General features: G+C 69.1%; 24 protein-coding genes. 14 read left to right on the top strand and 10 right to left on the bottom strand.

Annotated features, from left to right (window positions below; all coding sequences use genetic code 11):
- Positions 1-16 precede the first annotated feature (16 nt).
- The 8 genes from IBL26_RS05925 to IBL26_RS05890 are packed head-to-tail and all read right to left on the bottom strand — an operon-like array spanning position 17 to position 8,031.
- Positions 17-1,636: an AMP-binding protein gene (locus IBL26_RS05925; protein WP_187783547.1), complete on the bottom strand. Its 1,620-nt coding sequence runs from the start codon at positions 1,634-1,636 to the stop codon at positions 17-19.
- On the bottom strand, positions 1,633-2,382 hold the full coding sequence (locus IBL26_RS05920) for an enoyl-CoA hydratase/isomerase family protein (protein WP_187783546.1): 750 nt from the start codon (positions 2,380-2,382) through the stop codon (positions 1,633-1,635). Before IBL26_RS05920 ends, IBL26_RS05925 begins: the two co-directional genes overlap by 4 nt.
- On the bottom strand, positions 2,379-3,575 hold the full coding sequence (locus IBL26_RS05915; RefSeq protein WP_187783545.1) for a CaiB/BaiF CoA transferase family protein: 1,197 nt from the start codon (positions 3,573-3,575) through the stop codon (positions 2,379-2,381). Before IBL26_RS05915 ends, IBL26_RS05920 begins: the two co-directional genes overlap by 4 nt.
- Positions 3,572-4,270, bottom strand: a complete 699-nt coding sequence (locus tag IBL26_RS05910) for an enoyl-CoA hydratase/isomerase family protein (protein WP_187783544.1) — start codon at positions 4,268-4,270, stop codon at positions 3,572-3,574. The genes IBL26_RS05915 and IBL26_RS05910 overlap by 4 nt, the downstream gene beginning before the upstream one ends.
- Positions 4,267-5,250, bottom strand: a complete 984-nt coding sequence (locus IBL26_RS05905) for an NAD(P)H-dependent flavin oxidoreductase (RefSeq protein WP_187783543.1) — start codon at positions 5,248-5,250, stop codon at positions 4,267-4,269. Before IBL26_RS05905 ends, IBL26_RS05910 begins: the two co-directional genes overlap by 4 nt.
- The gene (locus IBL26_RS05900) at positions 5,250-6,224 is read right to left on the bottom strand and encodes a tripartite tricarboxylate transporter substrate-binding protein (RefSeq protein WP_187783542.1); all 975 of its coding nucleotides are present in this window, start codon (positions 6,222-6,224) and stop codon (positions 5,250-5,252) included. The genes IBL26_RS05905 and IBL26_RS05900 overlap by 1 nt, the downstream gene beginning before the upstream one ends.
- A 59-nt stretch (positions 6,225-6,283) precedes the next feature.
- Positions 6,284-7,108, bottom strand: coding sequence for an enoyl-CoA hydratase/isomerase family protein (locus tag IBL26_RS05895; RefSeq protein ID WP_187783541.1), 825 nt, complete (start codon positions 7,106-7,108; stop codon positions 6,284-6,286).
- Positions 7,105-8,031, bottom strand: a complete 927-nt coding sequence (locus IBL26_RS05890; RefSeq protein WP_187783540.1) for a hydroxymethylglutaryl-CoA lyase — start codon at positions 8,029-8,031, stop codon at positions 7,105-7,107. The genes IBL26_RS05895 and IBL26_RS05890 overlap by 4 nt, the downstream gene beginning before the upstream one ends.
- Positions 8,032-8,200: 169 nt before the next feature.
- Here IBL26_RS05890 and IBL26_RS05885 point away from each other — a divergent pair, with 169 nt between their 5' ends.
- Positions 8,201-8,686, top strand: coding sequence for a MarR family winged helix-turn-helix transcriptional regulator (locus IBL26_RS05885; protein ID WP_187783539.1), 486 nt, complete (start codon positions 8,201-8,203; stop codon positions 8,684-8,686).
- Positions 8,687-8,782: 96 nt separating this feature from the next.
- Here IBL26_RS05885 and IBL26_RS05880 read toward each other — a convergent pair whose 3' ends face one another.
- Both IBL26_RS05880 and IBL26_RS05875 read right to left on the bottom strand, forming a co-directional pair.
- Entirely contained in the window at positions 8,783-9,616 is an 834-nt protein-coding gene (locus IBL26_RS05880; protein ID WP_187783538.1) for a sugar phosphate isomerase/epimerase family protein, read from the bottom strand.
- 14 nt (positions 9,617-9,630) lie between these two features.
- A complete protein-coding gene (locus IBL26_RS05875; protein ID WP_187783537.1) occupies positions 9,631-10,350 on the bottom strand; it encodes a GntR family transcriptional regulator in 720 nt (239 codons plus the stop codon).
- A 111-nt stretch (positions 10,351-10,461) separates the two neighbouring features.
- Between IBL26_RS05875 and IBL26_RS05870 the strand changes: the two genes are divergently transcribed.
- From IBL26_RS05870 to IBL26_RS05810, 13 genes are all read left to right on the top strand, one after another.
- On the top strand, positions 10,462-11,313 hold the full coding sequence (locus IBL26_RS05870; RefSeq protein WP_241749064.1) for an enoyl-CoA hydratase: 852 nt from the start codon (positions 10,462-10,464) through the stop codon (positions 11,311-11,313).
- A gap of 45 nt (positions 11,314-11,358) precedes the next feature.
- Complete coding sequence (locus IBL26_RS05865) at positions 11,359-12,414, top strand: ABC transporter substrate-binding protein (RefSeq protein ID WP_187783536.1); 1,056 nt, start codon at positions 11,359-11,361, stop codon at positions 12,412-12,414.
- Positions 12,415-12,438: 24 nt separating this feature from the next.
- Complete coding sequence (locus IBL26_RS05860; RefSeq protein ID WP_187783535.1) at positions 12,439-13,488, top strand: ABC transporter substrate-binding protein; 1,050 nt, start codon at positions 12,439-12,441, stop codon at positions 13,486-13,488.
- 7 nt (positions 13,489-13,495) lie between these two features.
- On the top strand, positions 13,496-15,238 hold the full coding sequence (locus IBL26_RS05855; RefSeq protein ID WP_187783534.1) for an ABC transporter permease: 1,743 nt from the start codon (positions 13,496-13,498) through the stop codon (positions 15,236-15,238).
- A gap of 3 nt (positions 15,239-15,241) precedes the next feature.
- The gene (locus IBL26_RS05850; protein WP_187783533.1) at positions 15,242-16,315 is read left to right on the top strand and encodes an ABC transporter ATP-binding protein; all 1,074 of its coding nucleotides are present in this window, start codon (positions 15,242-15,244) and stop codon (positions 16,313-16,315) included.
- Between the two features lie 14 nt (positions 16,316-16,329).
- Positions 16,330-17,502 (top strand): CaiB/BaiF CoA transferase family protein, encoded by a 1,173-nt coding sequence (locus IBL26_RS05845; protein WP_187783532.1) that lies wholly within the window; start codon positions 16,330-16,332, stop codon positions 17,500-17,502.
- A 509-nt stretch (positions 17,503-18,011) separates the two neighbouring features.
- Complete coding sequence (locus IBL26_RS05840; RefSeq protein ID WP_187783531.1) at positions 18,012-18,713, top strand: GntR family transcriptional regulator; 702 nt, start codon at positions 18,012-18,014, stop codon at positions 18,711-18,713.
- 53 nt (positions 18,714-18,766) lie between these two features.
- A complete protein-coding gene (locus IBL26_RS05835; RefSeq protein WP_187783530.1) occupies positions 18,767-19,444 on the top strand; it encodes an RraA family protein in 678 nt (225 codons plus the stop codon).
- Complete coding sequence (locus IBL26_RS05830) at positions 19,445-20,563, top strand: Ldh family oxidoreductase (RefSeq protein ID WP_187783529.1); 1,119 nt, start codon at positions 19,445-19,447, stop codon at positions 20,561-20,563.
- A 34-nt stretch (positions 20,564-20,597) separates the two neighbouring features.
- On the top strand, positions 20,598-21,566 hold the full coding sequence (locus IBL26_RS05825; RefSeq protein WP_187783528.1) for a Bug family tripartite tricarboxylate transporter substrate binding protein: 969 nt from the start codon (positions 20,598-20,600) through the stop codon (positions 21,564-21,566).
- Positions 21,567-21,571: 5 nt separating this feature from the next.
- A complete protein-coding gene (locus tag IBL26_RS05820) occupies positions 21,572-22,495 on the top strand; it encodes an NAD(P)-dependent oxidoreductase (protein WP_187783527.1) in 924 nt (307 codons plus the stop codon).
- A gap of 109 nt (positions 22,496-22,604) precedes the next feature.
- Complete coding sequence (locus tag IBL26_RS05815) at positions 22,605-23,129, top strand: RNA polymerase sigma factor (RefSeq protein ID WP_187783526.1); 525 nt, start codon at positions 22,605-22,607, stop codon at positions 23,127-23,129.
- A gap of 28 nt (positions 23,130-23,157) precedes the next feature.
- A partial coding sequence (locus IBL26_RS05810; protein WP_187783525.1) for a FecR/PupR family sigma factor regulator occupies positions 23,158-23,446 on the top strand: 289 nt, incomplete at its 3' end.

Raw genomic sequence — 23,446 nt, 5'->3', positions numbered from 1 at the left:
GGCCTCGCCGCTGCCTTCAGCCAGCCAGGCCCAGTAGCTGCACGGCATGCGCCGCCAGCTTCTTCTTCTGGATCTTCGAGCTCTCGGTCATGCCGATATCCTCGAACCCATCCACGAAGCGGACATAGCGCGGCACCTTAAAGCCGGCCATCTTCTGCTGGCTCCAGGCGATGATCTCGGCTTCCGCGCAATCGTGCCCCTGGTTGCGGATGACGAAGGCGCAGGGCACTTCCACCAGCCGCGCATCCGGCACGCCCACCACCACCGCCTGGCGGATGGCCGGGTGGCGGTGCAGGATATCCTCGACCTCGGCAGGGGAGACGTTCTCGCCGCCCACGCGCACGATATCCTTGGCGCGGCCGCTGAACGCCAGCCGCCCGCTGGCGTCGAGGTTGCCGAGATCGCCGGTTGCCAGCCATCCTTCCGCATCCAGCGTCGCCGCCGTTTCCTCCGGCTTGTCGTAATAGCCGAGCATGACGTTCCAGCCGCGCACAAGGATCTCGCCATCCACGCCGGACGGGCAATCCGCACCGCTCTGCAGGTCACGGATGCGGACACTGACGCCCGGCTCCGGCAGCATGCGGCCGCTGATGCGGATATCCTCGTCCTCCCACCAGCAGGATTGGGAAATGTTGGGGGAGGCTTCGGACAGGCCATAGCCCACCACGCATTCCCGCGCACCCAGTTCGTCGATGACGCGCTTAACGATGCTAGGCGATGCGGCGGCCCAGGCGCCGCGCAGGGAGAGGCGGCGCTGCGGGCGGTCCGGGTGGTTCAACAGCATCAGCGCCATGGTGTCGTTGCCGGAGAAATGCGTGCAGCGCTCCTCCTCCATCAACCGCAGCGCCTCGGCGGGCTCGAACCGGTCCATCGTCACCAGGGTGCAGACATGCTGCAGGCAGGCCAGGACGGAGAGCGAACTGCCGGCGACATGGAAGAATGGCCGCGCGCTGTGGAAGCGGTCCGCCAGGCGCAGGCCCATCCGCCCGCCGGAGAAGAAGCCATTGGCGCACATGTTGCGGTGGGTGAGCAGCACGCCTTTGGGGAAGGAGGTGGTGCCGGACGTATACTGGATCAGCAGCGTGTCCTCGGCACGCGCCGTGGCGGGTGCCGCCTGCCCTTCCCCGCCGCGCAGGAAATCCTCCCACCCGGTCGCGGCGGCGGGCACGTCCTGGCCCAGCACGACGACGCCTTGCAGGCGCGGCAGGGTGGCATCCGGCAGCGCCGTGTCGATGCCCGGGCAGATGCCGCGCAGCATGGCGATGAAGTCGATGCTCAGGAAGCGGTCGGCGATGAACAGCCAGCGCACCTTCGCCTGGCCGAGCACATAGGCCATTTCCTCGCCACGGAAGCGGGTATTCACCGGCACGGTAACGGCGCCGATGGAGCCGAGGGCAAGGAAGATCGCCACCCAGCGCGGCCCGTTGCCGAGGCAGAGCCCGACATGGTCGCCATGGCCGATCCCCGCCGCCACCAGGGCGGCCCGGATGCGCGCCACCTCCTCCGCCAACGCGCCGAAGGTGATGCGCCCGCCGGCGGCGACCACCGCCTCCACCTGCGGGGCGATGGCGGCGGCGCGGGCCAGCGCGGCGGGGGTGGTGAGTGGGCAGATCCCCTCCAGCTCGAACGCGCTCATGATGCCGCCTTGCCGAAATCGGCCATGCGGCGGCGCCACTCGCCGCCCGCCAGGCTTTCCTCGATCGCCATCAACTCGGTGGCCAGGGCGCCGCGCGGGTCGCGCTCCAGCCCCTCATCCACGCAGCGCTTGGCCAGCCGCAACGCATCCGGCGGTGCATTGGCGATGGTGGTGCTGATGGTGGCCAGTACCTCCTCCAACTGCTCCGGCGCCACGACGCGCGCCACCAGCCCGGCCTGAAGCGCTTCCTCAGCAGAGAGGGCGCGGCCGGTGAACATCATGTCCTTGGCCAGCCGCTTGCCCAGGATGCGCGGCAGGCGCTGCGTCGCGCCCACCGTGCCCCACAGCGCTTCCGGCGTGCGGAAGCTGGCCACAGGCGTTGCGATAATGAAGTCGCAAGCGGCTGCGATCTCCCCGCCTGAGCCGACGGCGGGGCCTTCCAGCACCGCCACGCTCGGCATCGGCAGTCGCTCGATCGCGTCATAGGCGGCGAAGCCCTTCAGGCGGCGGGCGCGAACCTGGTCCTCGCTCATTCCCTGGCGCTCCTTCAGGTCGGCGCCGGCACAGAACACCGGTCCCGCCGCACGGATGACGACCAGCCGTGCTGCCTCCGCCTCCGCCCGCCGGGCGCCCGCCAGCAGCGCCTCGGCCAGCGCGCTGTTCAACGCATTGCGCGCCTGCGGGCGGTTGAGCGTCAGGGTCACGACCCCTTCAGGCGACATCGCCCACAGCAAGATATCGGTCATAGCGCCCCTGCTTCCTTCAGCGCGGCGATGCGCGCGGCGTCCAGCCCCAGGCGTTGCATCAGCACCGCCTCCGTATGCTCGCCCAGCAAGGGCGGGCGGCTCAGCTCGGGATTATCCCAGCCTTCGAAGCGCAGCGGGTTGCGCAGGGCGGGAAAGCTGCCCAGCACCGGGTGCTCGAAGCTCTCCACCAGGCCGCGCGCCTGCACGTGCTCGTCGGTCAGCACTTCATCCAATGCCAGCACCGGGCCCGCCGGCACCCCGACGCCGTCCAGCCGGGCGAAGGCGTCGCCACGCGGCAACGTCTCCATCGCCGCGCTCATCGCCGCCATCACCCGCTCCCGCTGCGCGACGCGGCCGGCGTTGGTGGAGAGCGTCGCATCGGCGGCGAGGTCCGGCAGATCCAGCGCCGCGCAGAGCGGGGCCCAATGCTGGTCGCTGGCGGTGATGTGCAGGTAACGGTCATCTGAGCAGCGGAAGCTGGCGCTGGGCACCCGCCCGGGATGCTCCGTCCCCAGCCGCGGCGGCACCTCGCCCAGCGCGAAGTGGCGGGCGGCGGCGATGGTGAGCAGCGCCACCTGTGCGTCGAACATCGAGACGTCGACATGCCCGCCCTTGCCGGTGCGGCTGCGACCCTGCAACGCCGAGAGGATGGCGATGGCGACCCAGAGGCCGGAGGAAAGGTCGGCCACCGGCAGCCCCGGCTTCACCGGCCCGCCGCCGCGCTCGCCTGTCAGGCCCATCATGCCGCCCATGGCCTGGAAGACGGTGTCGTAGCCCTTGCGCTTCGCATACGGCCCGCTCTGCCCGAAGCCGGTGCAGGAGAGGTAGATCAGCCGTGGGTTCACCGCCTCCAGCGACGGCCAGTCCAGGCCCCGTCGCGCCAGCGTGCCGACGGGGAAATTCTCCACCAGCACGTCGGCCTGGGCGGCGAGGTCGCGGAGAATCTTTCGCCCTTCCTCATGCCGCATGTTCACGGTGATGGAGCGCTTGGTGCGGTTGCAGGCCATGTAGTAGCCGCTGACGCTGCCGCCCTCGCCTTCCGCGAACGGCTCGAAGCTGCGCGTCTCGTCGCCGCTGCCGGGTTGCTCGACCTTGATGACCTCGGCCCCCATCTCCGCCAGCAGCATGGTGGCGAAGGGGCAGGCGAGCACACGCGAAAGGTCGAGGATGACGAGGCCTTCCAAGGGCTTCATGCGATCTCCTTGACGATGGAACGGGCGATGGCGAAGCCATCGGCAAGCGGGGACGGCGCGGTGTTGCAGAGGCGCTTCAACGCCCGCATCTGCGGCACCGGCAGGGTAGCGGCGGCTTCCGCCAGCGAGGCGGCATCCGGCAGCAGGGAAGCCGCCGGCACGCAGGCGGCGGCAAGGCCGAGGGCCAACGCATCCCCGGCCGGCAGCGGCGCCCCGGTGGCCAACAGGCGGAACAGCGTTGCGGGCGGCAGGCGTGGGCGCAGCACGGGCGCCATCAGGGCGGGCAACATGCCATGCCTGGCCTCGGGGAAGCCCAGGCTGGCGCCTTCGGCCATCACCATTATGTCGCAGCACAGCGCCAGCGCGGCGCCTGCGCCAAGTGCGGCGCCGTGCACGGCGGCGATGACCGGTTTGCCGATGCTGCCCGGCGCCAGCAGAAGGGATTCGCTCAAGGCGCCACGGCGAGCCAGTGCCGCCGCGTCGTCCGCCAGCGCCTTGCGCTCAGCGAGATCGGCCCCGGCGCAGAACAGCGCGCCATCGGCGGCGAGCACGATGGCGGCCACCTCGTCATCCACCTCAGCATCGCGCAGCGCGGCGATCAGCGCCTCCGCCGTGACGGTGTCGATGGCGTTGCGCTTTTCCGGGCGCGACAGGTGCAGCAGGCGCAGGCGGCCCTGGGTCTCGGCGCGGATCATGCCGGCACGGTCTCGGCCAGGCCCAGCAGGCGGCGGCGCGTGGCCGCGACCTCGGCCACAAGTTGCCGGACCACATCGTCGGCGGGGGGAATGTCGTCGATCAGGCCGGCGCTCTGCCCGGCTTCCACCTTGCCCCAGTCGGCATCGCCATCGAAGGCGGCCAGCTTCAGGCTACGGCTGGCGTAGAGGGATGCGAGGGCTTCGGGCGAGTGGCCCTCCCGCTCCGCCGCATCGACCTCGGCGGTGAAGCGGTTGCGCACCTGCCGCACCGGCAGCCCGCCCCGCCCGACCAGGGTGGTATCCGCGATGCCGGCGGCCAGTACGCTGGCCTTGTAGTGTTCATGCACGCTGGCTTCCTGCGTCATCAGGAAGCGCGTGCCGAGCTGCGCGCCTTCCGCCCCCAGCGCGAACATGGCGGCGATACCGGCGCCATCGGCCACGCCGCCCGCGCCGATCACCGGCAGGCCCACCGCGCGTGCCACCGCGCGCACCAGGACCATGGCCGAGACCTCGTCCGGCGCCGGGTGCCCCCCGGCCTCGCCGCCGACGACAATGATGCCGTCCACCCCTGCCGCCTCCGCCTTCAGCGCGTGCGGCACGGAGGCGACGACATGCAGCCAGTGCGCGCCATAGGCACGGAAGCGCGGCAGATGCGCCTTGGGTCCGCCCTGGGAGGCGATGATGACCGGCACGCGCTCCGCCTCCGCGATATCGAGGAATTCGGCGGAACGCTTGTTGTAGAGTGGGATGTTGACCGCGAAGGGCTGGTCGGTCCCGGCCTTGACCGCGCGGATGGCCTCCACCAGCGCATCGGGGCGCATCGGCCCGGCGGCGATGACGCCGAGCGCTCCCGCACAGGCCACCGCCAAAGGCAGCGCGGCACAGGAGGACGCCCAACTCATGCCGCCCTGCACGATCGGGTAACGGATGCCGAGCAGCCCGGGCAGGCGCGAGGGAAGGCCGAAGGCGTCCTCGGCCATCACAGTGCTTCCAGGCCCGTTTCCCGCACCACCGCGCCCCATTTCTCGGCCTCGGCGCGCAGGAAGGTCAGGTAGGCGTCGGGGTCAAGCGGCGATGCCTCGCCGGCCTGGCGGGCAAAGTCCTGCAGCAGCTTGGCATCCCGCAATGCGGCGTGGCTGGCGGCCAGCAGGGATTTCCGCACTGGTACGGGCGTTGCCGCCGGCACGGCCAGGCCATACCAGTTGTCCGAGTTCACACGCGGCAGGCCGAGTTCCGCCATGGTCGGCACCTGCGGCAGGGATGGCACACGCGCCGCCGTGGTCACCGCCAGCGGCCGCATGGCACCGGCATCGATATGCGGCTTCAGCACCGGCACATCGGCCACCATGAAGTCGATCCGCCTGCCCAGCAGGTCGGTGGAAGCCGGTGCGGCACCGCGATAGGGAACGTGCACGGTGTTCAGCCCCGCCGCCAGACTGAACAGCGCGCTGGCGAGATGGGTCAGCGAACCAGCGCCGGCCGAGCCATAGGTGACGTCCCCGGGCTTCGCCTTGGCCTTCGCGATCAGCGCGGCGAGGTCAGCGGGGCCGTTGGCGGCATTGACCACCAGCACTTCCGGCACGCGTGCCACCAGGGTGAGATGCGCGAGGTCCTTGTAGATATCGAACGGCATGCGCTGCTGCGGGATGGCTGGCGCGACGGAGAGCGCGCCCGGGCCGGTCAGCCCCAGCGTGATGCCATCAGGCGCCGCCTTCGCGACCACGTCGGTGCCGATGAGGCCGCCGGCCCCCACCCGGTTGTCCACTACCACGGGCTGGCCGAGGCTCTTGCCCAGGGCTTCGGAGAAGATGCGGCCAAAGATATCGGCGGGGCCACCGGCGGCGAAGGGGACGATCAGGCGCAACGGCCGGTCCGGCACCCAGGCCGCGCGGGCGGCACGGGCATGAAGGGCGGGGATCGCCAGGGCAGCAGCGAGGAGATGGCGTCTTTGCATGGGAAGTTCCTCATCCGGCCCCTGCGTCCGCGTATGGCGGCGCGGGGCTCGTTCTTGTTTCAATGGTCGCTTGGCAGTCCCTGCCAGGTGCCGGCCCAGGGCGGTGCCTGCTTCGCCTTGAAGGCGGCGATGCCTTCCGCCGCCTCTCCGGCAGCGGCGCGGGCGAAGGCGGCGGCGCCGGCCTCGGCATAGCCATCCGGCACGGCGCCGCCGAGCGCCGCCAGCAGCGCCTTGGTCTCCGCCAGCGCACCCGGCGCGCCCTGCAGCACATCGGCGATGACGGCATCCACGGCGGCGCCGAGCGAGGCGGCATCGGCCGCCACCTCATGCACCAGCCCGGCGGTGCGGGCGGCGGCGGCGTCCATCACCTGGCCTTGCAGAACCAGCCGCGCGGCCTCGCTCCGCCCCATGCGGCGGGCCAGCCAGGGCAGGATCTGCGCCGGCACCAGGCCCCGGCGCGCTTCCGGCGCTGCGAAGCGTGCCGTGACATCCGCCAGGGCGATATCGGCGGCGCAGACCAGGCCGAGGCCGCCCGCATAGGCGGCACCGCTGATCCGCGCGATGACCACCTGCGGCAGGGCAGCGATGGCGGCGAAGCGCGCGCCCGTACGGCGGTTACGCTCCAGCTGCGCCGCCTGCTTCTGCTCGGGCGGCATCGGCGCGCCCACTTCGGTCAGGTCCAGCCCGGCGCAGAAATGCCCACCGGCGCCGCTGAGCACCAGGATGCGGGCGGTGCCGTCCTCGCGCAGCGACGCCAGCAGGTCGTCCAGTTGCTCTACCAGCGCGGTGTTCATGGCATTGCGCCGCGCCGGGCGGTTCAGGATGGCCTCGACGACGGGGCCGGTGCGCCGCACCCGCAACGGTGCGTCCTCGGTCGTGCTCATGCGTGTTCTCCCAGGCGAGTGGTGCGTGCGTGCAGGCGGCGGCCGAGCAGCGCCTCCGCCACGCGCCCGGCTGCGCGCAGTGCCTCGATATCCAATCCTGTGGGCACGCCCATCGCCTCGAACAACGTGGCCAGGTCCTCGCTGCAGACATTGCCGGTGAAGCCCTCGCCATAGGCGATGCCGGCCGGATGGCCCCCCGTGCCGCCGAGCGCGGTATCGAAATGCGTGATGCCGGCTTCCAGCGCCGCCACGCAATTGGCGACCCCGGTGCCGCGGCTATCGTGGAAATGCGCGATCAGCACGACGTCCTCCGGCAGTTCCTCCCGCAGCAGGCGCATCAAGGCCCGCACGCGCGGCGGCGTGGCGCTGCCGATGGTATCGCCGATGGCGAGGCGGCTGACGCCGAGGGCGACGAAGCGACGCGCATCCTCCAGCACCCGCGCGGGTGGCACCGGACCATCGAACGGGCAGTCGAACGCGACCGAGATGGTGCCGACGATGGTGAATGCGCCGCCGGCCAGCGCCGCCATCTCCTCCACCTGCGCCCATTGCTCCGCACGGCTGCGGCGCAGGTTGCGCTGGGTGTGGCCCTCGGAGGCCGAGACGAGGAAGCTGATCTCCTCCGGCCCCCGCCCGGCCGCCTGCGCCGCCAGGGCTCGTTGCACCGCCTGCGGGTTCGGGCAGGTGGCCTTGAACAACACGCCGTCGCGCGGCTTCACGCTGGCCAGCACCGCATCCGCATCGGCGAATTGCGGCACGTAGCGGGGGTGGGAGAAGGAGGTGATCTCGATGCGCCGGAAGCCGCAATCGGCGATCTGCTCCAGGATGGCGGCCTTCCGCGCGGCGGGGATGACAGCGGGCTCGTGCTGCAACCCATCCCGGGCGAAACATTCGCAAAACACGACAGGCGGCGAAGCACTCATACCGGCGGACCATCCTTCCATCACGGGGAATGCGCAGGCACAGCCCGCCGCATCCCGCCTTCTTGCTTGCGGCGGTTATGGGCGGGGTTAGTTGACTAAGTCAACTTATATCGCCAAGGGGCGGCTCCGCCGGGAGGACAAGACCGGCCAGGCGGCTTATGATCGGCAGATGCCAAGCACGAAGCGCGCCCCGCATCCGGCCGATGCCCGCACGATCAAGGACCTGCTGTCCTACCGCGTCCACAAACTCGCCAATGCGCTGAGCCGGGGCGCGGCGCTGCGCTACCGGCAGGATTTCGATGTCAGTTTGATGGAGTGGCGCACCATCGCGCTGTTGGGCGATTTCGCCCCGATGGCACTGAAGGACATCGCGCGACAAAGTGGTCTGGACAAAGGCCTGGCCAGCCGCGTGGTCAGCGGCCTGGTCGGGCGCGGGCTGATCCACCGCGCGCCGGGACAGGAAGACGCGCGCGAGCTTGCCCTCAGCCTCACCCCGACCGGTCAGGCGGTGTATGAAGGGCTGATGGCCGCCGCCACGCAGCGTGACGACGCCTTCCGCGCCGCGCTGACCGAGGACGAGCTGCGCGTGCTGGATACCATCCTCGCCAAGTTGCTGCAGGCAGCGCTGCTTCAGGCAGAGGCCCCGGCCGACTGAGGCTCAGGCCGGCAACAGATGTCCAACGGGGCGTTGGACGATTACACGGGGAAGCGCCAGGCCGGGGCGCACGAGGCGGCCCCGGCCTGAACAGGGTCAGGGCGCCGTTGCCATGGCGCTTTCCGCCATGCGGACCATGTCGTGCCGCGCCTTTTGCATGTCGTCCACGGTGCCGAAGGCGTTCATGTAGTGGCCTTTGAAGCCGCGCTTCTCCAACAGTGCGAACATGGCGCCGAAATCGAAATTGCCCTCGCCCGGCAGCAGATGCTGCTCATGCCCGTTGCGGAAGCAATCGGCCAGCCGCACCTCGGCCACCCGGTCCAGCGGAATGGCATCGACGAAGCCCTCCACGCCATCGGGCATCAGGTGCGCGTGGTTGGCGGTAAAGGACAGCGCGAAAGCCGGGGAATGGATGGCGTCGTAGTAGTAGCGCCATTCCTCTACCGTATGGGCGAGGTAATGCACCTCAGCATCCGCCGGTTCCTTGTTGAGGTTTTCCAGCAGGAGCAGCGCGCCGCGCTTCTCAGCGTGGCCGACCATGCGCTTCAGCCGCTCCAACCCCGCCTCCATGCGTGGCTTGACGTCGGCGGTGAAGTGGTAACCGGCATGGACGACGATCCAGGCCGCGCCGAGCTTCGGTGCCACGTCGATATATTCGCGCATGTAGTCGTCCACCGCTTCCGAAAGGAAGGGCGAGTACTCGGCCACGTTGACGGCGGAGAGCGTGTGCAGGCCCAGCGTGACGCCGGCCTTCTCCGCCTGAGCGCGGATGGCGGCGGCGCGGGCGTCGTCGATCTCATTGACGCGGTTGGCGCCGGTGTCGAGCTGGATATCGATGAAGCGCACCGAGTTGGCGGCTGCCCATTCGATGGCCCTCTCCATCGGCATGCGCCGGCCGAAATCGATACCGATCCTGTCTAGCAGTGTCATGGAGACGTTCCCCCTTATGCCGCCGGTTGAGACCGGGGCCGTTTGGCGGCGGGTGCCAGTTGCAGCCCGTCGCGATACTCGATGGCGGAGAGGAAGCGCGCGCGCCCCGACCGCGTATGTGCCTCGCCCAACTGCCGCGCCAGGCTGGCATCGCCGGCCAGGATGGCGTCCAGCAGCCGGCGGTGCTCGGCATTGGCTTCCGACATGCTGCCCGTGCGGTCGAACGAGCGGCGGCGGAGCAGTTGCAGCTTGCGCGTGTGTTCCAGGTAGACCTGCTCCATCACCGCATTGCCGCTGAAGGCCAGGATGCGTTCGTGGAACAGCACGTTGGCGGCAAAGAAGGCGTCCTTCTCCTCCGCCTCGATCGCCCGATCCATCTCCGCCAGGAAGGCGCGCAGGGCCATCGCCTGTTCGCCCGTGCAGGCGACGGCGAGCCGGGCGGCGGCGAAGCCGAACATGACGGAGTTCATCTCGTAGACCTGCATCGCCTCATCGATCCCCATGGTGCGGACGAAGGCGCCGCGGTTGAGGATGACGGTGACGAGGCCGGTCTTCTCCAGCGCCCGCGCGGCTTCCCGCACCGGGCCCCGGCTGACGCCCAGCCGCTTGGCCAGCGCTACTTCATTCAGCCGGGCACCCGGCGGCAGTTCCCCACTGCCGATCAGGCCTTCCAGCGAGGCCTTCACCTTCTCACCGAGGGACAGAACCCGGTCGGGCGCGGATTTTGTAGACATTCTGACCACCTAGCCCCACGCCGATTATGCTGAGATTCGTATTGTGCAGATGCTCACAGTCAAGAGCTAAGTGATTCGCGACCGAATTATTGTTTACATTATCGGAAGCGGATGACAACAATCCCGGCAGGCAAGGAACGGACGCACGGAATGGACATGTATCCAGGCAGCGGCGGCGCCGAAGCGAAGATCCTGACGCGGCGCGCGGATGGCATCGGCTGGTTGACGATCAATCAGCCGGAGAAGCGCAACGCCATCTCGCTGGCCATGTGGGACGCCATTGCTGCAGCCGCCGATGACTTCGCGGCCGACCCTGACGTCCGTGTGGTTGTGCTGCACGGCGCAGGCGGCAAGGCCTTCGCCTCCGGTGCCGATATCAGCGAGTTCGACAAGGTCCGTGCCAATTCCGATGCGCAGGTCGAATACGGTAGGCGCTCCGCCCAGGCCCGCAAGAAGCTCGAGGCGATGGACAAGCCGCTCATCGCCATGATCCAGGGATTCTGCATCGGCGGCGGTTACGCGACGGCGCTGATTGCAGACCTGCGCATTGCGTCCACCGATAGCCGCTTCGGCATTCCGGCGGCCAGGCTGGGTATCGCCTATGGGTATGAGAGCCTGATGCGGTTGACCGCGCTGGCCGGCCCGGCCATCGCGAAGGAAATTTTGTTTACAGGCCGCCAGCTGGATGCCGCCGAAGCACTCGCCTTCGGCCTGGTGAACCGCGTGGTGCCGCCGGAGCAGCTGGAAGAGACGACGATCGGCCTGGCGCAGCAGATCGCGCGCAATGCGCCGCTCTCGATCCGTGCTTCCAAGGCCGCGATTGATCAGATTGCCGGCGATCCTGCCCTGCGCGATCAGGCCGCGATCGAAGCGTTGAACCGGGCCTGCTTCGACAGCCAGGATTATGCCGAAGGCCGCAGTGCTTTCACGGAGAAGCGGCCGCCGAACTTTACTGGACGCTAAAGGGCCAAGGCGGACGCAGATCCGCCGGCCAACAGGGAGAGAACGATGGCGATGATCAGCAGGCGGCTGCTGTTGCAGCTTGCCGCCGTGAGCCCGGCCGCGGCCGCGCTGCAGGCAAAAGCCCAGTCCTACGCACCGCATGAGCAGGCGCTGTACGACGCGGCCAAGCGGGAGGGCCAGATTACCTGGTATACCGGCCAGATGCAGGCGGAACCGTCCGAAGCCATCGGCCGGGCCTTCACCGAGCGGTTCCCCGGCATCAAGGTCAGCGTGGTCCGCAGCACCTCCCAGGTCGCGTTCCAGCGGCTGGCGCAGGACATGCGCGCGCGCGTCTCGCAATGCGACGTGTTCAGTTCCACCGACTACAGCCACTGCGCTTTCCTGAAGCGCGAAGACCGGCTGATGGCCTACAAGCCGGCGAATGCCGCAGGGCTGATCGAGGCCGCGCGCAAATCCGCCGATCCGGACGGGTACTTCCAGATCACCTATCTCGGCCTCTACGCCATGGGCCGGCACAGCAACAACGTGACGGAGGCGGATGCGCCAAGGAGCTGGCGGGACCTGACCGACCCGCGCTGGCGCGATAAGATCGCCATCGGGCACCCCGGCTATAGTGGTGCCATCACCGCCTGGTGCCTGATGATGCAGAAGGCCTATGGCTGGGACTATTTGCAGCAGTTGGAGCGCAACCGGCCGCTGATCGGCCGTTCCAGCGCCGACCCGGTGACCGCCATCAATGCGGGGGAGCGCCTGATCGGCGCTGGGCTTTCCTCGGCCTCGGCGCTGCTCAGCATTTCCCGCGGCAATCCACTGACAATGATCTACCCGACCGATGGCACGCTGGCGGTGCCGGCACCGACAGGCGCCATGAAGGACGCGCCGCACGCCAACGCGGCGAAGCTGTTCATGGAGTTCGCGACCAGCCCTGCCTACTACCAGGCCTCCAGTGCATACTTCGCGGAATCGCTCCGGCCGGAAGTGCCGCCGGTACCAGGTGCCCGGGCGCTGGATACCATTCCGCTGATCACGCCCTCGCCCGAGGAGGTCGAAGCCGGCAGCGCCGAAGTCAAGGAACGCTGGCGCGATATCTTCGGCGTCTGACCGGCAGGCGGGAAGGATGCCAGGATGACACACATCGGCCGACGCGGCCTGCTGGCCGCAGCCGCCATCATCGCAGCGAAAGGACCTGCATCGGCGCAGACTTTGCCGGAGCATGAGCGGGCACTGCACGAGGCTGCGAGGCGCGAGGGCGAGATTACCTGGTATGCCGGCCAATTGGCAGCGGAGCCGGCCGAAGCTGTCGGCCGCGCCTTCACCGCGCGCTATCCGGGTGTGCGGGCGAATGTCGTCCGTTCCACCTCGCAGGTCGCCTTCCAGCGCCTGTCGCAGGACATGCGTGCCGGCATCGCCCAGTGTGACGTGCTGAGTTCCACCGATTATGGCCACGCCACCTTCCTGAAGCGCCAGGGCGCGCTGATGGAGTACCGGCCGAGGAATGCCGAGCAGTTGCTGGAATTCGTCCGCAAGGCCGGCGACCCGGACGGTTTCTTCCACGTTTTCTATATCGGCGTGCACCCGATGGCCTGCCACAAGATCAAGGTCAGTGCAGAGGCAGCGCCGCAGAACTGGCAGGATTTGCTGGACCCCAAATGGCGCAGCCAGTTGGCGGTCGGCCACCCCAGCTACAGCGGTGCCATCGGCGCCTGGGCTGTGGCGATGCGCAAGCTGTACGGCTGGGACTACTTCGTCGCGCTGGAGAAGAACAAGCCGCAGATCGGCCGCTCCAGCATCGACCCGGTGACGGCGTTGAATGCAGGTGAGCGTTCCATCGGCATCGCGGTGCCCACGGCATCCACGTTGCTCAGCATGGCGCGTGGCAATCCGCTGGAGCTGATCTATCCGAAGGATGGCACGGTCGTCGTGCCCTCCCCCAGTTCCATCCAGAAGAATGCGCCGCATCCGAACGCGGCGAAGCTGTTCATGGAGTTCGCGACGGGGCCTGAATACTTCCGCGTGACGCGTGAATTCTACAACGAATCCCTGCGGCCGGACGTACCGCCGCCCGATGGCGCGGTGCCGCTCGAGTCCGTGCCGATCCTGGTGCCTACGCCGCAGGAGCTGGAAACCGGCGTTGCCGAGGTCAAAGAACAATGGCGCGACACTTTCGGGATCTGACATGTCGATGACCGAGACCGCTACCCTCCCCGCCCCTGCCATCGCCACCCGTCGTCCGGGCTTCTTCGCACGGATGCGCTACCTGGAACCGTCCACCCTGTTGTGGATTCTCCTCGTCGCCGTCCTGCTGTTCCTGGTGGCGGTGCCCATTGGCAAGTTGCTGATCGTCAGCTTCGAGAAGCAGGGCACCGGGGGTTTCACCCTCTCCAACTACTTCACCGCCTATGGTCGCGCCCGGTATCTGGAGGCGCTGGGCAACTCGCTGATCCTTGGCACCGGCGCGGCGGCCCTGGCCTCCGTCTTCGCGGTGCCGATGGCCTGGGCCGTGTCGCGGACTGACATGCCGGGCAAGGGCCTGAGCTGGGCCATGGTCATCGGCGCCTTCATCATGCCGCCCTATCTTGGTGCCATTGGCTGGATTCTGCTTGCGGGTCCGAATTCCGGCTTCCTCAACCTGGCGTGGCGCTGGGTCACCGGCTCCAGCGAACCGCTGGTGAATGTCTACAGCTTTGCCGGCCTGATCCTGGTCATCGCGCTGCATTCCTTCCCGTTGATTTTCATCTTCGTGAAGTCGGCGTTGGACTTGATCTCATCGGAAATGGAGGACGCCGCCAACATCCTCGGCGCGGGGACGTGGAAAGCGACGCTGAAGGTCACACTGCCATTGGTCTGGCCGTCGATCCTTGGCGGCATCGTTGTGGTGTTCCTGGAAACCATCGCGCTGTTCGGCACGCCCGCCATCATCGGCATCCCGGCGCGGATCAACGTCGTGACCACGCAGCTCTGGCAATTCTTCGAGTATCCGGTGCGGGTGGAAGTCGCTGCTGCCTACGCCATGCCACTGCTGCTGATCACCATGCTGATCATCGGCGGGCAGAAGCGGCTGCTGGCGCGCAAGGGCTACGTCTCCCAGACCGGCAAGGGTGGTGAGCGGCGCGAGATCCGCCTCGGCGTCTGGCGCTGGCCGATCTTTGCCTATTGCGTGCTGGTCAGCCTGCTGGCGGTCATCATGCCGGTCGCGGTGCTGCTGCAGGCCTCCTTTGCCCGGGCCTGGGGCAACGGGCTGTCCTGGTCCAACCTGACGCTCGACAACTACACCTACCTGTTGTTCCGGCATGAGATGGCGCTGACCTCCATCTGGAACACGCTGTGGTACTCGGCCACCGCGGCCAGCGCGGCGGTGGTGATCGCGGTTCTGGTGGCCTACATCGTTGCCCGCAAGCTGGTGCCGTTCGGCTCCGCCCTGGGCTTCCTGGCGATGGCGCCCTTCGTCATTCCCGGCATCGTCATGGCCATTGGCTTCTACGCTGCCTATGCCCCGCCGCCGTTGGCGTTGTACGGCACCGCGCTGATCATCATCTTCGCCTTCACCGCGCGCTTCTTGCCGATCGCCTTCGCCAATGCCTCCGCCGCCGTGCGGGCTGTGCATCCAGAGATGGAGGAAGCCTCCCGCATCCTCGGCGGCGGGCGTCTCTTCACCGTGCGCCGCATCACCGCGCCGCTGATCCTGCGCAGCATCATCGGCGGCTGGCTGATCGTCTTCATCGTCGCCTCGCGCGAGCTGTCCTCCGCCGTCTTCCTGGTCGGGCCCCGCACGCGCACCATGGCGGTGCTGCTCTATGATCTCAGCGAAGCGGGGAACTTCGAAGTCCTGTCTGCCTTCGGCGGCCTGCTGCTGGCCATCACCCTTGTGCTCGTCGCCATCGGCATGAAGCTGGCCGGGCGTGACTTCATGCTGCGGAGGAACTGAACCATGCCCCGTTTGCTGCTGAGTGGACTCAGCAAATCTTATGGCCCGCTCAAAGTGGTCGATGACGTCAACCTGACGCTGGAAGAGGGCGAGTTCGTTTCGCTGCTTGGCCCGTCCGGCTGCGGCAAGACGACCACGCTGCGGATGATCGCCGGGTTCATCGAGCCGACCGCGGGCACCATCAGCATCAACGGCCAGGTCCTCTCCGCCCCTGGCGCGGTGCTGCCGCCGGAACGCCGCCGCATGTCGATGATCTTCCAGAGCTATGCCATCTGGCCGAACATGACGGTCGCCGAGAATGTCGCCTTCGGGCTCAAGCTGCAGAAGCTGCCGACGGCGGAGGTCAGGACACGGACTAACCGCATTCTGGACGTGGTGCATCTCGGCCATCTGGCCGACCGCTATCCGGCCGAGTTGTCGGGCGGGCAGCAGCAGCGTGTGGCGCTGGCTCGTGCCATCGTGGTGCAGCCCACGGTGCTGCTGCTGGATGAGCCGCTCTCCAACCTCGATGCCAATCTGCGCGAGGAAATGCGGTTCGAGATCCGGCGCCTGCACGACGAATTCCGCTTCACCACCGTCTATGTCACGCATGACCAGGCGGAAGCGATGGCGACGGCCGACCGCATCGCGGTGATGAATGCCGGGCGTATCGAGCAGGTGGATGCACCGCACGTCATCTACACCCGCCCGCGCACCCGCTTCGTCGCCGCCTTCATCGGCCGCACCAACCTGATCGAGGGGAAGCTGTCGGAGGACGAGGTGGGGCTCGATGGGTTTGCGCTGAAGCTCGGGCAGATCGGCGGCGCGCCGGCGGATATGACGCAGCCGATCCTGCTGTCGATGCGACCACAGGCCATGGCGCTGCATCGCGGCCAGCCGGCGCAGCGGGACGGCTATCCGCTGCTACCGGCGACGATCTCCCAGCGCACCTATCTGGGTGAGTCCTGGGACTACGTGGTGCGCCCTGCGGAAAGTGGCCTGTCGCTGCGCGTCAGCGCCCCGCCTTTGCAGGTGCATGAAGTCGGCGAGGCTGTCTGGCTGGAGATCGACCCCCGGCAGATTGCCGTCGTGAACTGACAGGAGAGACGAGCATGGACGGCACCCACGCACCTGCCCTGCCGCTACAGGGCCTGCGCGTTCTGGACCTGACCCTGGCACGGGCGGGCCCCACCTGCGTGCGCCATCTTGCCGACTGGGGCGCCGATGTCATCCGCATCGAGCCGCCGGCCGCGGAGGGCGAAGACGTTGCCGGCAACCGTTACGGCCCCGACTTCCAGAACCTGCACCGCAACAAGCGGGCGATCCAGCTGGATTTGAAGAGCAACGAAGGCTACGCCGCCTTCATGCGGCTGGTTGCCGATGCCGATGTCCTGGTTGAGAACATGCGGCCGACGGTGAAGCATCGCCTGAAGATCGCCTGGGGCGATGTCCACGCGGTCAACCCACGCCTGGTCTATGGCAGCATCAGCGGATTTGGGCAGGACGGCCCCTACGGCACCCGTGCGGGGCTGGACCAGATTGCCCAGGGCATGGGCGGCCTGATGTCGATCACCGGCCTGCCCGGGCAGGGCCCGGTGCGCGTCGGCATCCCCATTGCTGATCTGACGGCCGGCAACATGCTCGCTTTCGGCATCATGACGGCGTTGTTCGAGCGTCAGCGCACCGGCGTGGGCCGGTGGGTCACCACGAGCCTGCTGGAAGTGCAGGTCTTCATGCTGGACTTCCAGGCGGCGCGCTGGCTGATGGAAGGCGATGTGCCGCAGCAGGCCGGCAATGATCACCCGACCAGCATTCCCACTGGCGTCTTCCCGACGCAGGATGGGCACATCAACATCGCCGCCAGCTCCGGCCGCCTCTTCGCCCGGCTCTGCACGGCCATGGGCCACGCCGACTGGGCGGAGAAGCCCGAATGGAAGCTGCAGACCGGGCGCAGCGCCGACCGGATCGCGATCAACGCCGCCATTGCCGCCGAGACCGTGAAGCAGCCTTCCGCCTACTGGACGGCGTTGTTCGAGGAGAACGGCATTCCCTGCGGGCCGATCAACACGATCGATCAGGTCTTCGCCGACCCGCAGGTGCGGCATCTGGGCCTGGCCATGCCGATGCACAGCCCACGCCTCGGCAAGGTGGAAGTCGTCGCCTCCCCGGTCAGCATGAGCGGCGTGACCAAGGCCGTGCGCCGCCCGACGCCAGAAGCCGGGGAACACACGGCCGAGGTACTGGCGAAGGTCGAGCAAGAGGCATCGGCCTGGGCCGCCGTCTAGGCACCCAGGCAACGACGGACCGGCGCGGCCATCCCGCCGGGAGAAAGCGCGGGATGGCCGTGCCGGCTTTCTATCATGTCGGCGCTTCGGCCGAAGCGCCGACATGCTGGAGCGTTTGGGGACCACGTTGAAGGTGCCAGTCCGTCGAACGCTTGGATCTTTTTGCTTGCTGCCGCCTTGGTTGGGGTGGCGCTGATCGGTCGTGGCCGCGCCGTGGCCGGAACGGATGATCTAAGCCTTGGCTTGCGATCGGCGGATGCCTGGTGGTCAGAGCTCCCACGGCTCGTGCCGGTCTAGGTGGCGCGAAGTTTGGGCGCCAACGGCGCCGTGACCCCACCGAAGGGGCTGGAGAAGCCGAGGTTGCGGCGCTCCCCAATGGCACGGCGCAGGTGATCAACAGGGAAGCCCTCTCGCACGGCGGCATCCGTGCTCTATCGTCCATGGCAGCTCGAGCTCGTCCGTGATGAAGCCCTGTTGACGGAATGGCGTGCATTGTCGACAATCAGAGAATGATTGCCGACCCGATCCACGCCCCTGCCCCGCCCGCCGAGTCAGCCTCCGCCAAAGGTGGCGGCGTGGAGGCCATCATGCGGCAGATCGAGAACCTCATCCTCGGCGGCGACGCCCTGCCGGGGGAGCGGTTGAACGAACTGGCCCTGTCCCGCCAGCTCAACGTCTCCCGCGCCCCGTTGCGGGAGGCGGTGCGGCGGCTGGAGCAGATGGAACTGCTGGAGATCGTGCCAAACCGCGGCGTGTTGGTGCGGCAGGTCTCGATGCGGGATGCGCTGGATCTCTATGATCTGCGCGCCGCGCTGTTCCGCGGTGCCGCGCGTCTCGCCGCCCGCCGTGCGTTGCCGGAGAGCGTGGCGCATCTCCACCGGGTGAACGACAGGATGCGGCAGGCGGCCGTGGCCGAGGATTTCGCCGGCTACTACGCCCGCAACCTGGATTTCCATACGGCGCTGATGGCGGCAGGCGGCAACGCGCCGATGGCGCAGGGCTATGACCGGGCCGTCAAGGGGCTGCACCTGTTCCGCAAGCGGTCCCTGGTGCATCCGGCGCAGCTCGACCTCTCCTTGCAAGAACATGACGATCTGCTCGCCGCCATCGCACGCCACGATGCGGCCGCGGCTGGCGAGGCCGCCGAGCGCCACATCATGCTGGGGCGGGATCGTATGCTCGACACGCTCGATACCGGCGCGCGCCCCTGACCGTCGCACCGACAACGACGCCCGAAGTGGCGCAACCACCCGAGGATGAGTTCATGACTGTTGGCTTCCGTATCTCTGAACGCGACATCAGCCGGGACCAGGCGCTGCTCAGCCGCGCGGCCGCGCTGCCGGTGGCCAATATCGGTGACGTGATGAACCGCATGCAGGCGATGCGCGGCGGCTTCCGGGCCTTCGGCGCGCGCCGTGCCGTCGTCGGCCATGCCGTCACCGTGCGCGTCCGCGCGGGGGATAATCTGCTGCTGCACCGGGCCATCGACTTGGCGCAGCCCGGCGATGTCGTCGTCTGCGATGGTGGTGGCGATCTTTCCATCGCCGTGGCAGGCGATTTGATGATCGGCCATGCAGTTAGACGCGGCATCGCGGCGCTGATCGTCGACGGCGCGGTGCGGGATATCGAGCCGCTGTCCCGAATGGAGATTGGCGTCTGGGCCCGGGGCATCACCCCGGCCGGCCCGTACAAGGACGGCCCGGGCGAGATCGGCCATACCATCGCCTGTGGCGGCCAAGTGGTCATGCCAGGGGATCTGATCGCGGCTGACGAGGATGGCGTCGTGGTTATCCCCGCCGCCCAGGCCGCCGCCGTCATCGCCGCGGCGGAGGCGCATGCGGCGAAGGAGGCCGACACCACGGCCGCCATCGCCGGTGCCGGCTGGGACCGCGCCTGGGTGGAAGAGAGCCTGGCAGCCAAGGGCTGCGAGGTCACGCGCTGAATGGACGCGTTGCCGGAAGCCCCTGCGCTGGTGAATGTCTCCGCCGACAGCATCCGGCAGCAAATCCTGGCCATCCTGCGGCGCTGGGACATGCCGGAGGACCTGGCCGCCGCCACTGCCGAGGCGATGGTCGAGACCGACCTGATGGGCGTCGACAGCCACGGCATCTCGATGCTGACGATGTATGAGGGTATGCAGCGCGACGGCCTGGTGACGTTGCAGTCACGCCCACGCATCGTGCTGGACCTGCCGGCGCTGGCGCTGGTGGATGGCGGCGCCAATCTCGGCCATCCGGTAGCCGTCATGGCCATGCAACTGGCATGCGACAAGGCGGCGGCGGGCGGCATCGGTGCCGTCGGCGTCCGCAACTCGCACCATTTTGGCGCGGCGGGTTACTATGCGCGCCTCGCCGCCGCGCGCGGCCTGGTGGCGCTGATCACCAGTTCCGCCCGCACGGTGCTGATGGTGCCGGCGCGCGGCACCGTGCCGCTGCTGGGCAGCAACCCCATTGCCTTTGCGGCGCCCATGGCGGGTGGCACGCCTTTCGTGCTGGACATGGCGACCTCCACCGTCGCCGCCAACAAGGTCAAGGTCTACGAGCTGAACGGCAAGCCTCTTCCGCCCGGCTGGGTGGTGGATGATGCCGGTGCGCCGGTGACGGCTGCCTCCCAGGCGATGGACATCATCTTCCGCCAGCCCGGCGGCGGCATGACGCCGCTGGGCGGGCCGGAGGCGACGGGCGGCCACAAGGGCTACGGGCTGGGGATGATGGTGCAGATCCTCTCCGCCACGCTGACCGGTGCCGCCTTCGCGCCGCTGCACGCCCGCACGCGCGGCGCGGCGGAGCCGGACGATATCGGCCATTTCTTCCTGGCGCTGGACCCGCGCGCGCTACGCCCGGATGGCGGCTTCGAGGAAGATCTGGCGGCGATGGCCTCGGTGTTGCGCGGCTCCCCCGCCGCTGACCCGGCCCGCCCCGTGCTGGTGCCGGGAGACCCCGAGGAAGCCGAGCGCACCCGCCGGGCACGGGACGGCATCCCCATCCCGGCGGCGCTCGACCGGCAGCTGCGCGAGATCTGCGGCCGCAGCGGCGCCGACTACCTGCTACAGCCCACATAACGGCGGATCAACCGCCCAGGGGAGGAAGAAGAACATGGCCATCATCAACCGGCGGGCTGCCCTGGGCGGCCTTGCTCTCACGCTGGCGGCGCCGCGTATCCTGCGCGCGCAGGGCGGCGGCTGGCAGCCCACGCGGCCAATCCAGCTGGTCGTCGGCTTCGCGCCGGGCGGGGGCAGCGACGTCATCGCCCGTACGATCGCGGAGGCCGCCGCGCCGATGATCCCGCAGCCCATGGTGGTGGTGAACCGCCCCGGTGCGGGTGGTGCCCTGGCGGCGGAGCAGGTGGCCCGTGCCCTGCCGGACGGCCATACCCTGCTGCTGGCCGGCGGTAGCGAGAGCACCTCCCTCCCCGCGCATCGCGACGTTCCATACGACCCGAAGAAGTCCTTCAAGGCGGTCATCCGCCTGACGCGCCATCCGCATTTCATCTGCGTGCGCGGCCGGGGCGGGCGCTTCAACAGCATGCCGGAGGTGATCGAGGCCGCGCGGGCCGAGCCCGGCCGCATCACCCACGGCTCCGCCGGCGCCGGCACGCTCTCCCACTCCCTGTTCATCATGCTGGAGCGGCGCGCGAACCTGGAATTCCTGCACGTGCCTTACACGGGCGGCGGGCCGGTGGCGCAGGCGCTGCTGGCCGGGGATATCGACCTCGGCGTACAGGCCTCGGACGAGTTGGGTGGCCTGGTGGCCTCGGGCGACATCAAGCCCATCGCCGTTGCCTCGGCCGAGCGCGCCGTGTCCCAGCCGCAGGTGCCGACGCTGCGGGAGCTGGGCTACGACGTGGTGGCCGATAACCAGAAGGGCTGGGTCGGCCCCTCCGGCATGACGGACGAGATGGTGGCCTTCTACCACGACCGCTTCCGCCAGGGCATGGCCGCACCCACCTGGCGCCGCTTCCTGGAGCGCCTGGGCGAGGCCGATGGCTACGCGGACGGCCCCGGCTTCCAGGCGGCCATGGACCATCTGCTGGACGATATTCGCGCGGCCTTGCGCAGGAGCTGAGAGCCATGACCCCACCCCAACCCATCCAGCCGCCCGCCGAGGTCGCCTTCATCGGCCTTGGCGTCATGGGCGCCGCCATGGCCGCCAACCTGGCGCGGGCCGGCTTCCGCCTGACCCTCAGCAGCCGCAGCCGCGCCAAGGCGGCGGCGTTGGAGGCCGCCGGCGCGGCGTGGTCCGACACCCCGGCGGGCGCCGCGCGTGGCCCCGCCTGCGTGGCGCTGTGCCTGCCCGATACCGCCGACGTGGAAGCCGTGCTGTTCGGCCCCGATGGCGTGGCGGATACGGTGGAACGCGGTGCGATCGTGATCGACTTCAGCACCATCGCCGCCGCCCCCACCGCCGGCTTCGCCGCCCGGCTGGCACGGGAACGCGGCGCCTTCCTGCTGGACAGCCCGGTCAGCGGCGGCCCGGGTGGCGCGCGCGACGGCACCCTGACCTGCATGATCGGCGGCGATGCCGGTGCCTTCGCGGCGGCGGAGCCGGTGCTGCGCGCCGTCGGCACCAAGCTGACGCATCTGGGCCCTGCCGGTGCCGGGCAGGTCTGCAAATCCGCCAACCAGCTGCTGGTGGCGGCCACCTTGCAGGCGGTGTCCGAAGCCCTGGCGCTCGGCCGCAAGGCGGGGCTGGACCCGGAGGCGATGCGCCAGGCACTGACCGGCGGTTCCGCCCGTTCCTTCGTGCTGGAGAACCACGCGAAGCGCATTATCGAAGGTGTCACCGCACCGGGCTTCCGGGCGGAGCTGATGCGCAAGGACATGCGGCTGGCCCTGGCCGCCACGCGGGACCACGGCGTCTTCGCCCCGGCTACCGCCATGGCGGCGCAGATGCTGGAAGCGCTGGTGAACACCGGGCGAGGCGGCCTGGACGCCTCGGCCCTCGGCGGGCTGGTGGCCGAGCTGTCGGGGCTGGAAGCAGCACGCCCGGAATAGCGCCGGAGCCCTCGGCCGCCGCAGTCGGCGGCTAAGTGAGGGTCGTCCCAGCCACGATGCCTTGCGCCGCGCTCATTGCGAATAAGTCGCAATAGCCTATAACGGCCCTGTGCCCGACATCGCCGCATCCCTGCATTGGCTCGACCGGCTGTTCCGGGAGGAGCATCACCAGATCCAGCGCCGCATCGGCCGCTGGCTAGGCAACACCGCGGCGGCCGAGGACGCGGTGCAGGATGCGTTCCTGCGGCTGGCCACCAGCCCGGCGGCAGCCCAGGCGCAGGACCTGCCGGCTTATCTGGCCCGCGCCGCCCGCCATGCGGCGATCGACCGGCTGCGCCTGAAGGCCGATGGCCGCACGGATGCGGAAGCGGTGAGCGAGGAACTGCCCTGCCCGTTGCCGGCGCCGGACGATGCGGCGGCACAGCGCCAGCGCATCCGCCACTTCGCTGCCGCGCTGGAGACGTTGCCGGAGCGGCAACGGCAGATGGTGGTCGCGGCGCGGGTGGAAGGGCTGAGCTACGCTGCCATCGCCACCCGCCACGCGAGCACCCCGGCGGCGGTGGAGAAGGCGGTCTCCCGCGCCCTGCAACGCATCGACGCCGTGATGACCGGGCGCGACGAGGCCTCGCCCTGATGCGGCGGTTGTGAGATACGCTCCGCCCATGGCCGGAGACCCCGTTTCCAAGGACGCCGCCGACTGGGCGGCCAGGCTGCTGGAGAACGCCCCGCCGCTGTCGCCGCGGGAACGCCAGGCCCTGGCCGAATGGTGCCAGGCCGAGCCCGGCAATGCCGGCGCGCTGGAGCGCTACAGCCGGCTATGGGATGACCCTGCCTTCCAGGCCGCCGCGCAGTCCATGCAGCCGCCCGCCGCCGCACGGCCCCGGCGGCGCGGCCTGCTGGCGGCCGGCGCCGGCGTCACGCTGGCACTCGGCTTCGGCGCCTGGCTGGGCC

This window comes from Teichococcus aerophilus, assembly GCF_014490485.1.
GTDB classification, from domain to species: domain Bacteria; phylum Pseudomonadota; class Alphaproteobacteria; order Acetobacterales; family Acetobacteraceae; genus Pseudoroseomonas; species Pseudoroseomonas aerophila.
The sequence above is the reverse complement of the archived record's forward strand: the minus strand, read 5'-3'. Positions and strand labels throughout refer to the sequence as shown.

Bases quoted from the DNA above. Each gene is read 5' to 3' on its own strand.
- IBL26_RS05890 (WP_187783540.1), bottom strand. From the start codon at position 8,031: ATGAGTGCTTCGCCGCCTGTCGTGTTTTGCGAATGTTTCGCCCGGGAT.
- IBL26_RS05880 (WP_187783538.1), bottom strand. From the start codon at position 9,616: ATGACACTGCTAGACAGGATCGGTATCGATTTCGGCCGGCGCATGCCG.
- IBL26_RS05865 (WP_187783536.1), top strand. From the start codon at position 11,359: ATGGCGATGATCAGCAGGCGGCTGCTGTTGCAGCTTGCCGCCGTGAGC.
- IBL26_RS05915 (WP_187783545.1), bottom strand. From the start codon at position 3,575: ATGAAGCCCTTGGAAGGCCTCGTCATCCTCGACCTTTCGCGTGTGCTC.
- IBL26_RS05850 (WP_187783533.1), top strand. From the start codon at position 15,242: ATGCCCCGTTTGCTGCTGAGTGGACTCAGCAAATCTTATGGCCCGCTC.
- IBL26_RS05855 (WP_187783534.1), top strand. From the start codon at position 13,496: ATGACCGAGACCGCTACCCTCCCCGCCCCTGCCATCGCCACCCGTCGT.
- IBL26_RS05845 (WP_187783532.1), top strand. From the start codon at position 16,330: ATGGACGGCACCCACGCACCTGCCCTGCCGCTACAGGGCCTGCGCGTT.
- IBL26_RS05910 (WP_187783544.1), bottom strand. From the start codon at position 4,270: ATGATCCGCGCCGAGACCCAGGGCCGCCTGCGCCTGCTGCACCTGTCG.
- IBL26_RS05825 (WP_187783528.1), top strand. From the start codon at position 20,598: ATGGCCATCATCAACCGGCGGGCTGCCCTGGGCGGCCTTGCTCTCACG.
- IBL26_RS05925 (WP_187783547.1), bottom strand. From the start codon at position 1,636: ATGAGCGCGTTCGAGCTGGAGGGGATCTGCCCACTCACCACCCCCGCC.
- IBL26_RS05920 (WP_187783546.1), bottom strand. From the start codon at position 2,382: ATGACCGATATCTTGCTGTGGGCGATGTCGCCTGAAGGGGTCGTGACC.
- IBL26_RS05905 (WP_187783543.1), bottom strand. From the start codon at position 5,250: ATGGCCGAGGACGCCTTCGGCCTTCCCTCGCGCCTGCCCGGGCTGCTC.
- IBL26_RS05820 (WP_187783527.1), top strand. From the start codon at position 21,572: ATGACCCCACCCCAACCCATCCAGCCGCCCGCCGAGGTCGCCTTCATC.
- IBL26_RS05875 (WP_187783537.1), bottom strand. From the start codon at position 10,350: ATGTCTACAAAATCCGCGCCCGACCGGGTTCTGTCCCTCGGTGAGAAG.
- IBL26_RS05885 (WP_187783539.1), top strand. From the start codon at position 8,201: ATGCCAAGCACGAAGCGCGCCCCGCATCCGGCCGATGCCCGCACGATC.
- IBL26_RS05835 (WP_187783530.1), top strand. From the start codon at position 18,767: ATGACTGTTGGCTTCCGTATCTCTGAACGCGACATCAGCCGGGACCAG.
- IBL26_RS05870 (WP_241749064.1), top strand. From the start codon at position 10,462: ATGACAACAATCCCGGCAGGCAAGGAACGGACGCACGGAATGGACATG.
- IBL26_RS05830 (WP_187783529.1), top strand. From the start codon at position 19,445: ATGGACGCGTTGCCGGAAGCCCCTGCGCTGGTGAATGTCTCCGCCGAC.
- IBL26_RS05900 (WP_187783542.1), bottom strand. From the start codon at position 6,224: ATGCAAAGACGCCATCTCCTCGCTGCTGCCCTGGCGATCCCCGCCCTT.
- IBL26_RS05895 (WP_187783541.1), bottom strand. From the start codon at position 7,108: ATGAGCACGACCGAGGACGCACCGTTGCGGGTGCGGCGCACCGGCCCC.
- IBL26_RS05840 (WP_187783531.1), top strand. From the start codon at position 18,012: ATGATTGCCGACCCGATCCACGCCCCTGCCCCGCCCGCCGAGTCAGCC.
- IBL26_RS05860 (WP_187783535.1), top strand. From the start codon at position 12,439: ATGACACACATCGGCCGACGCGGCCTGCTGGCCGCAGCCGCCATCATC.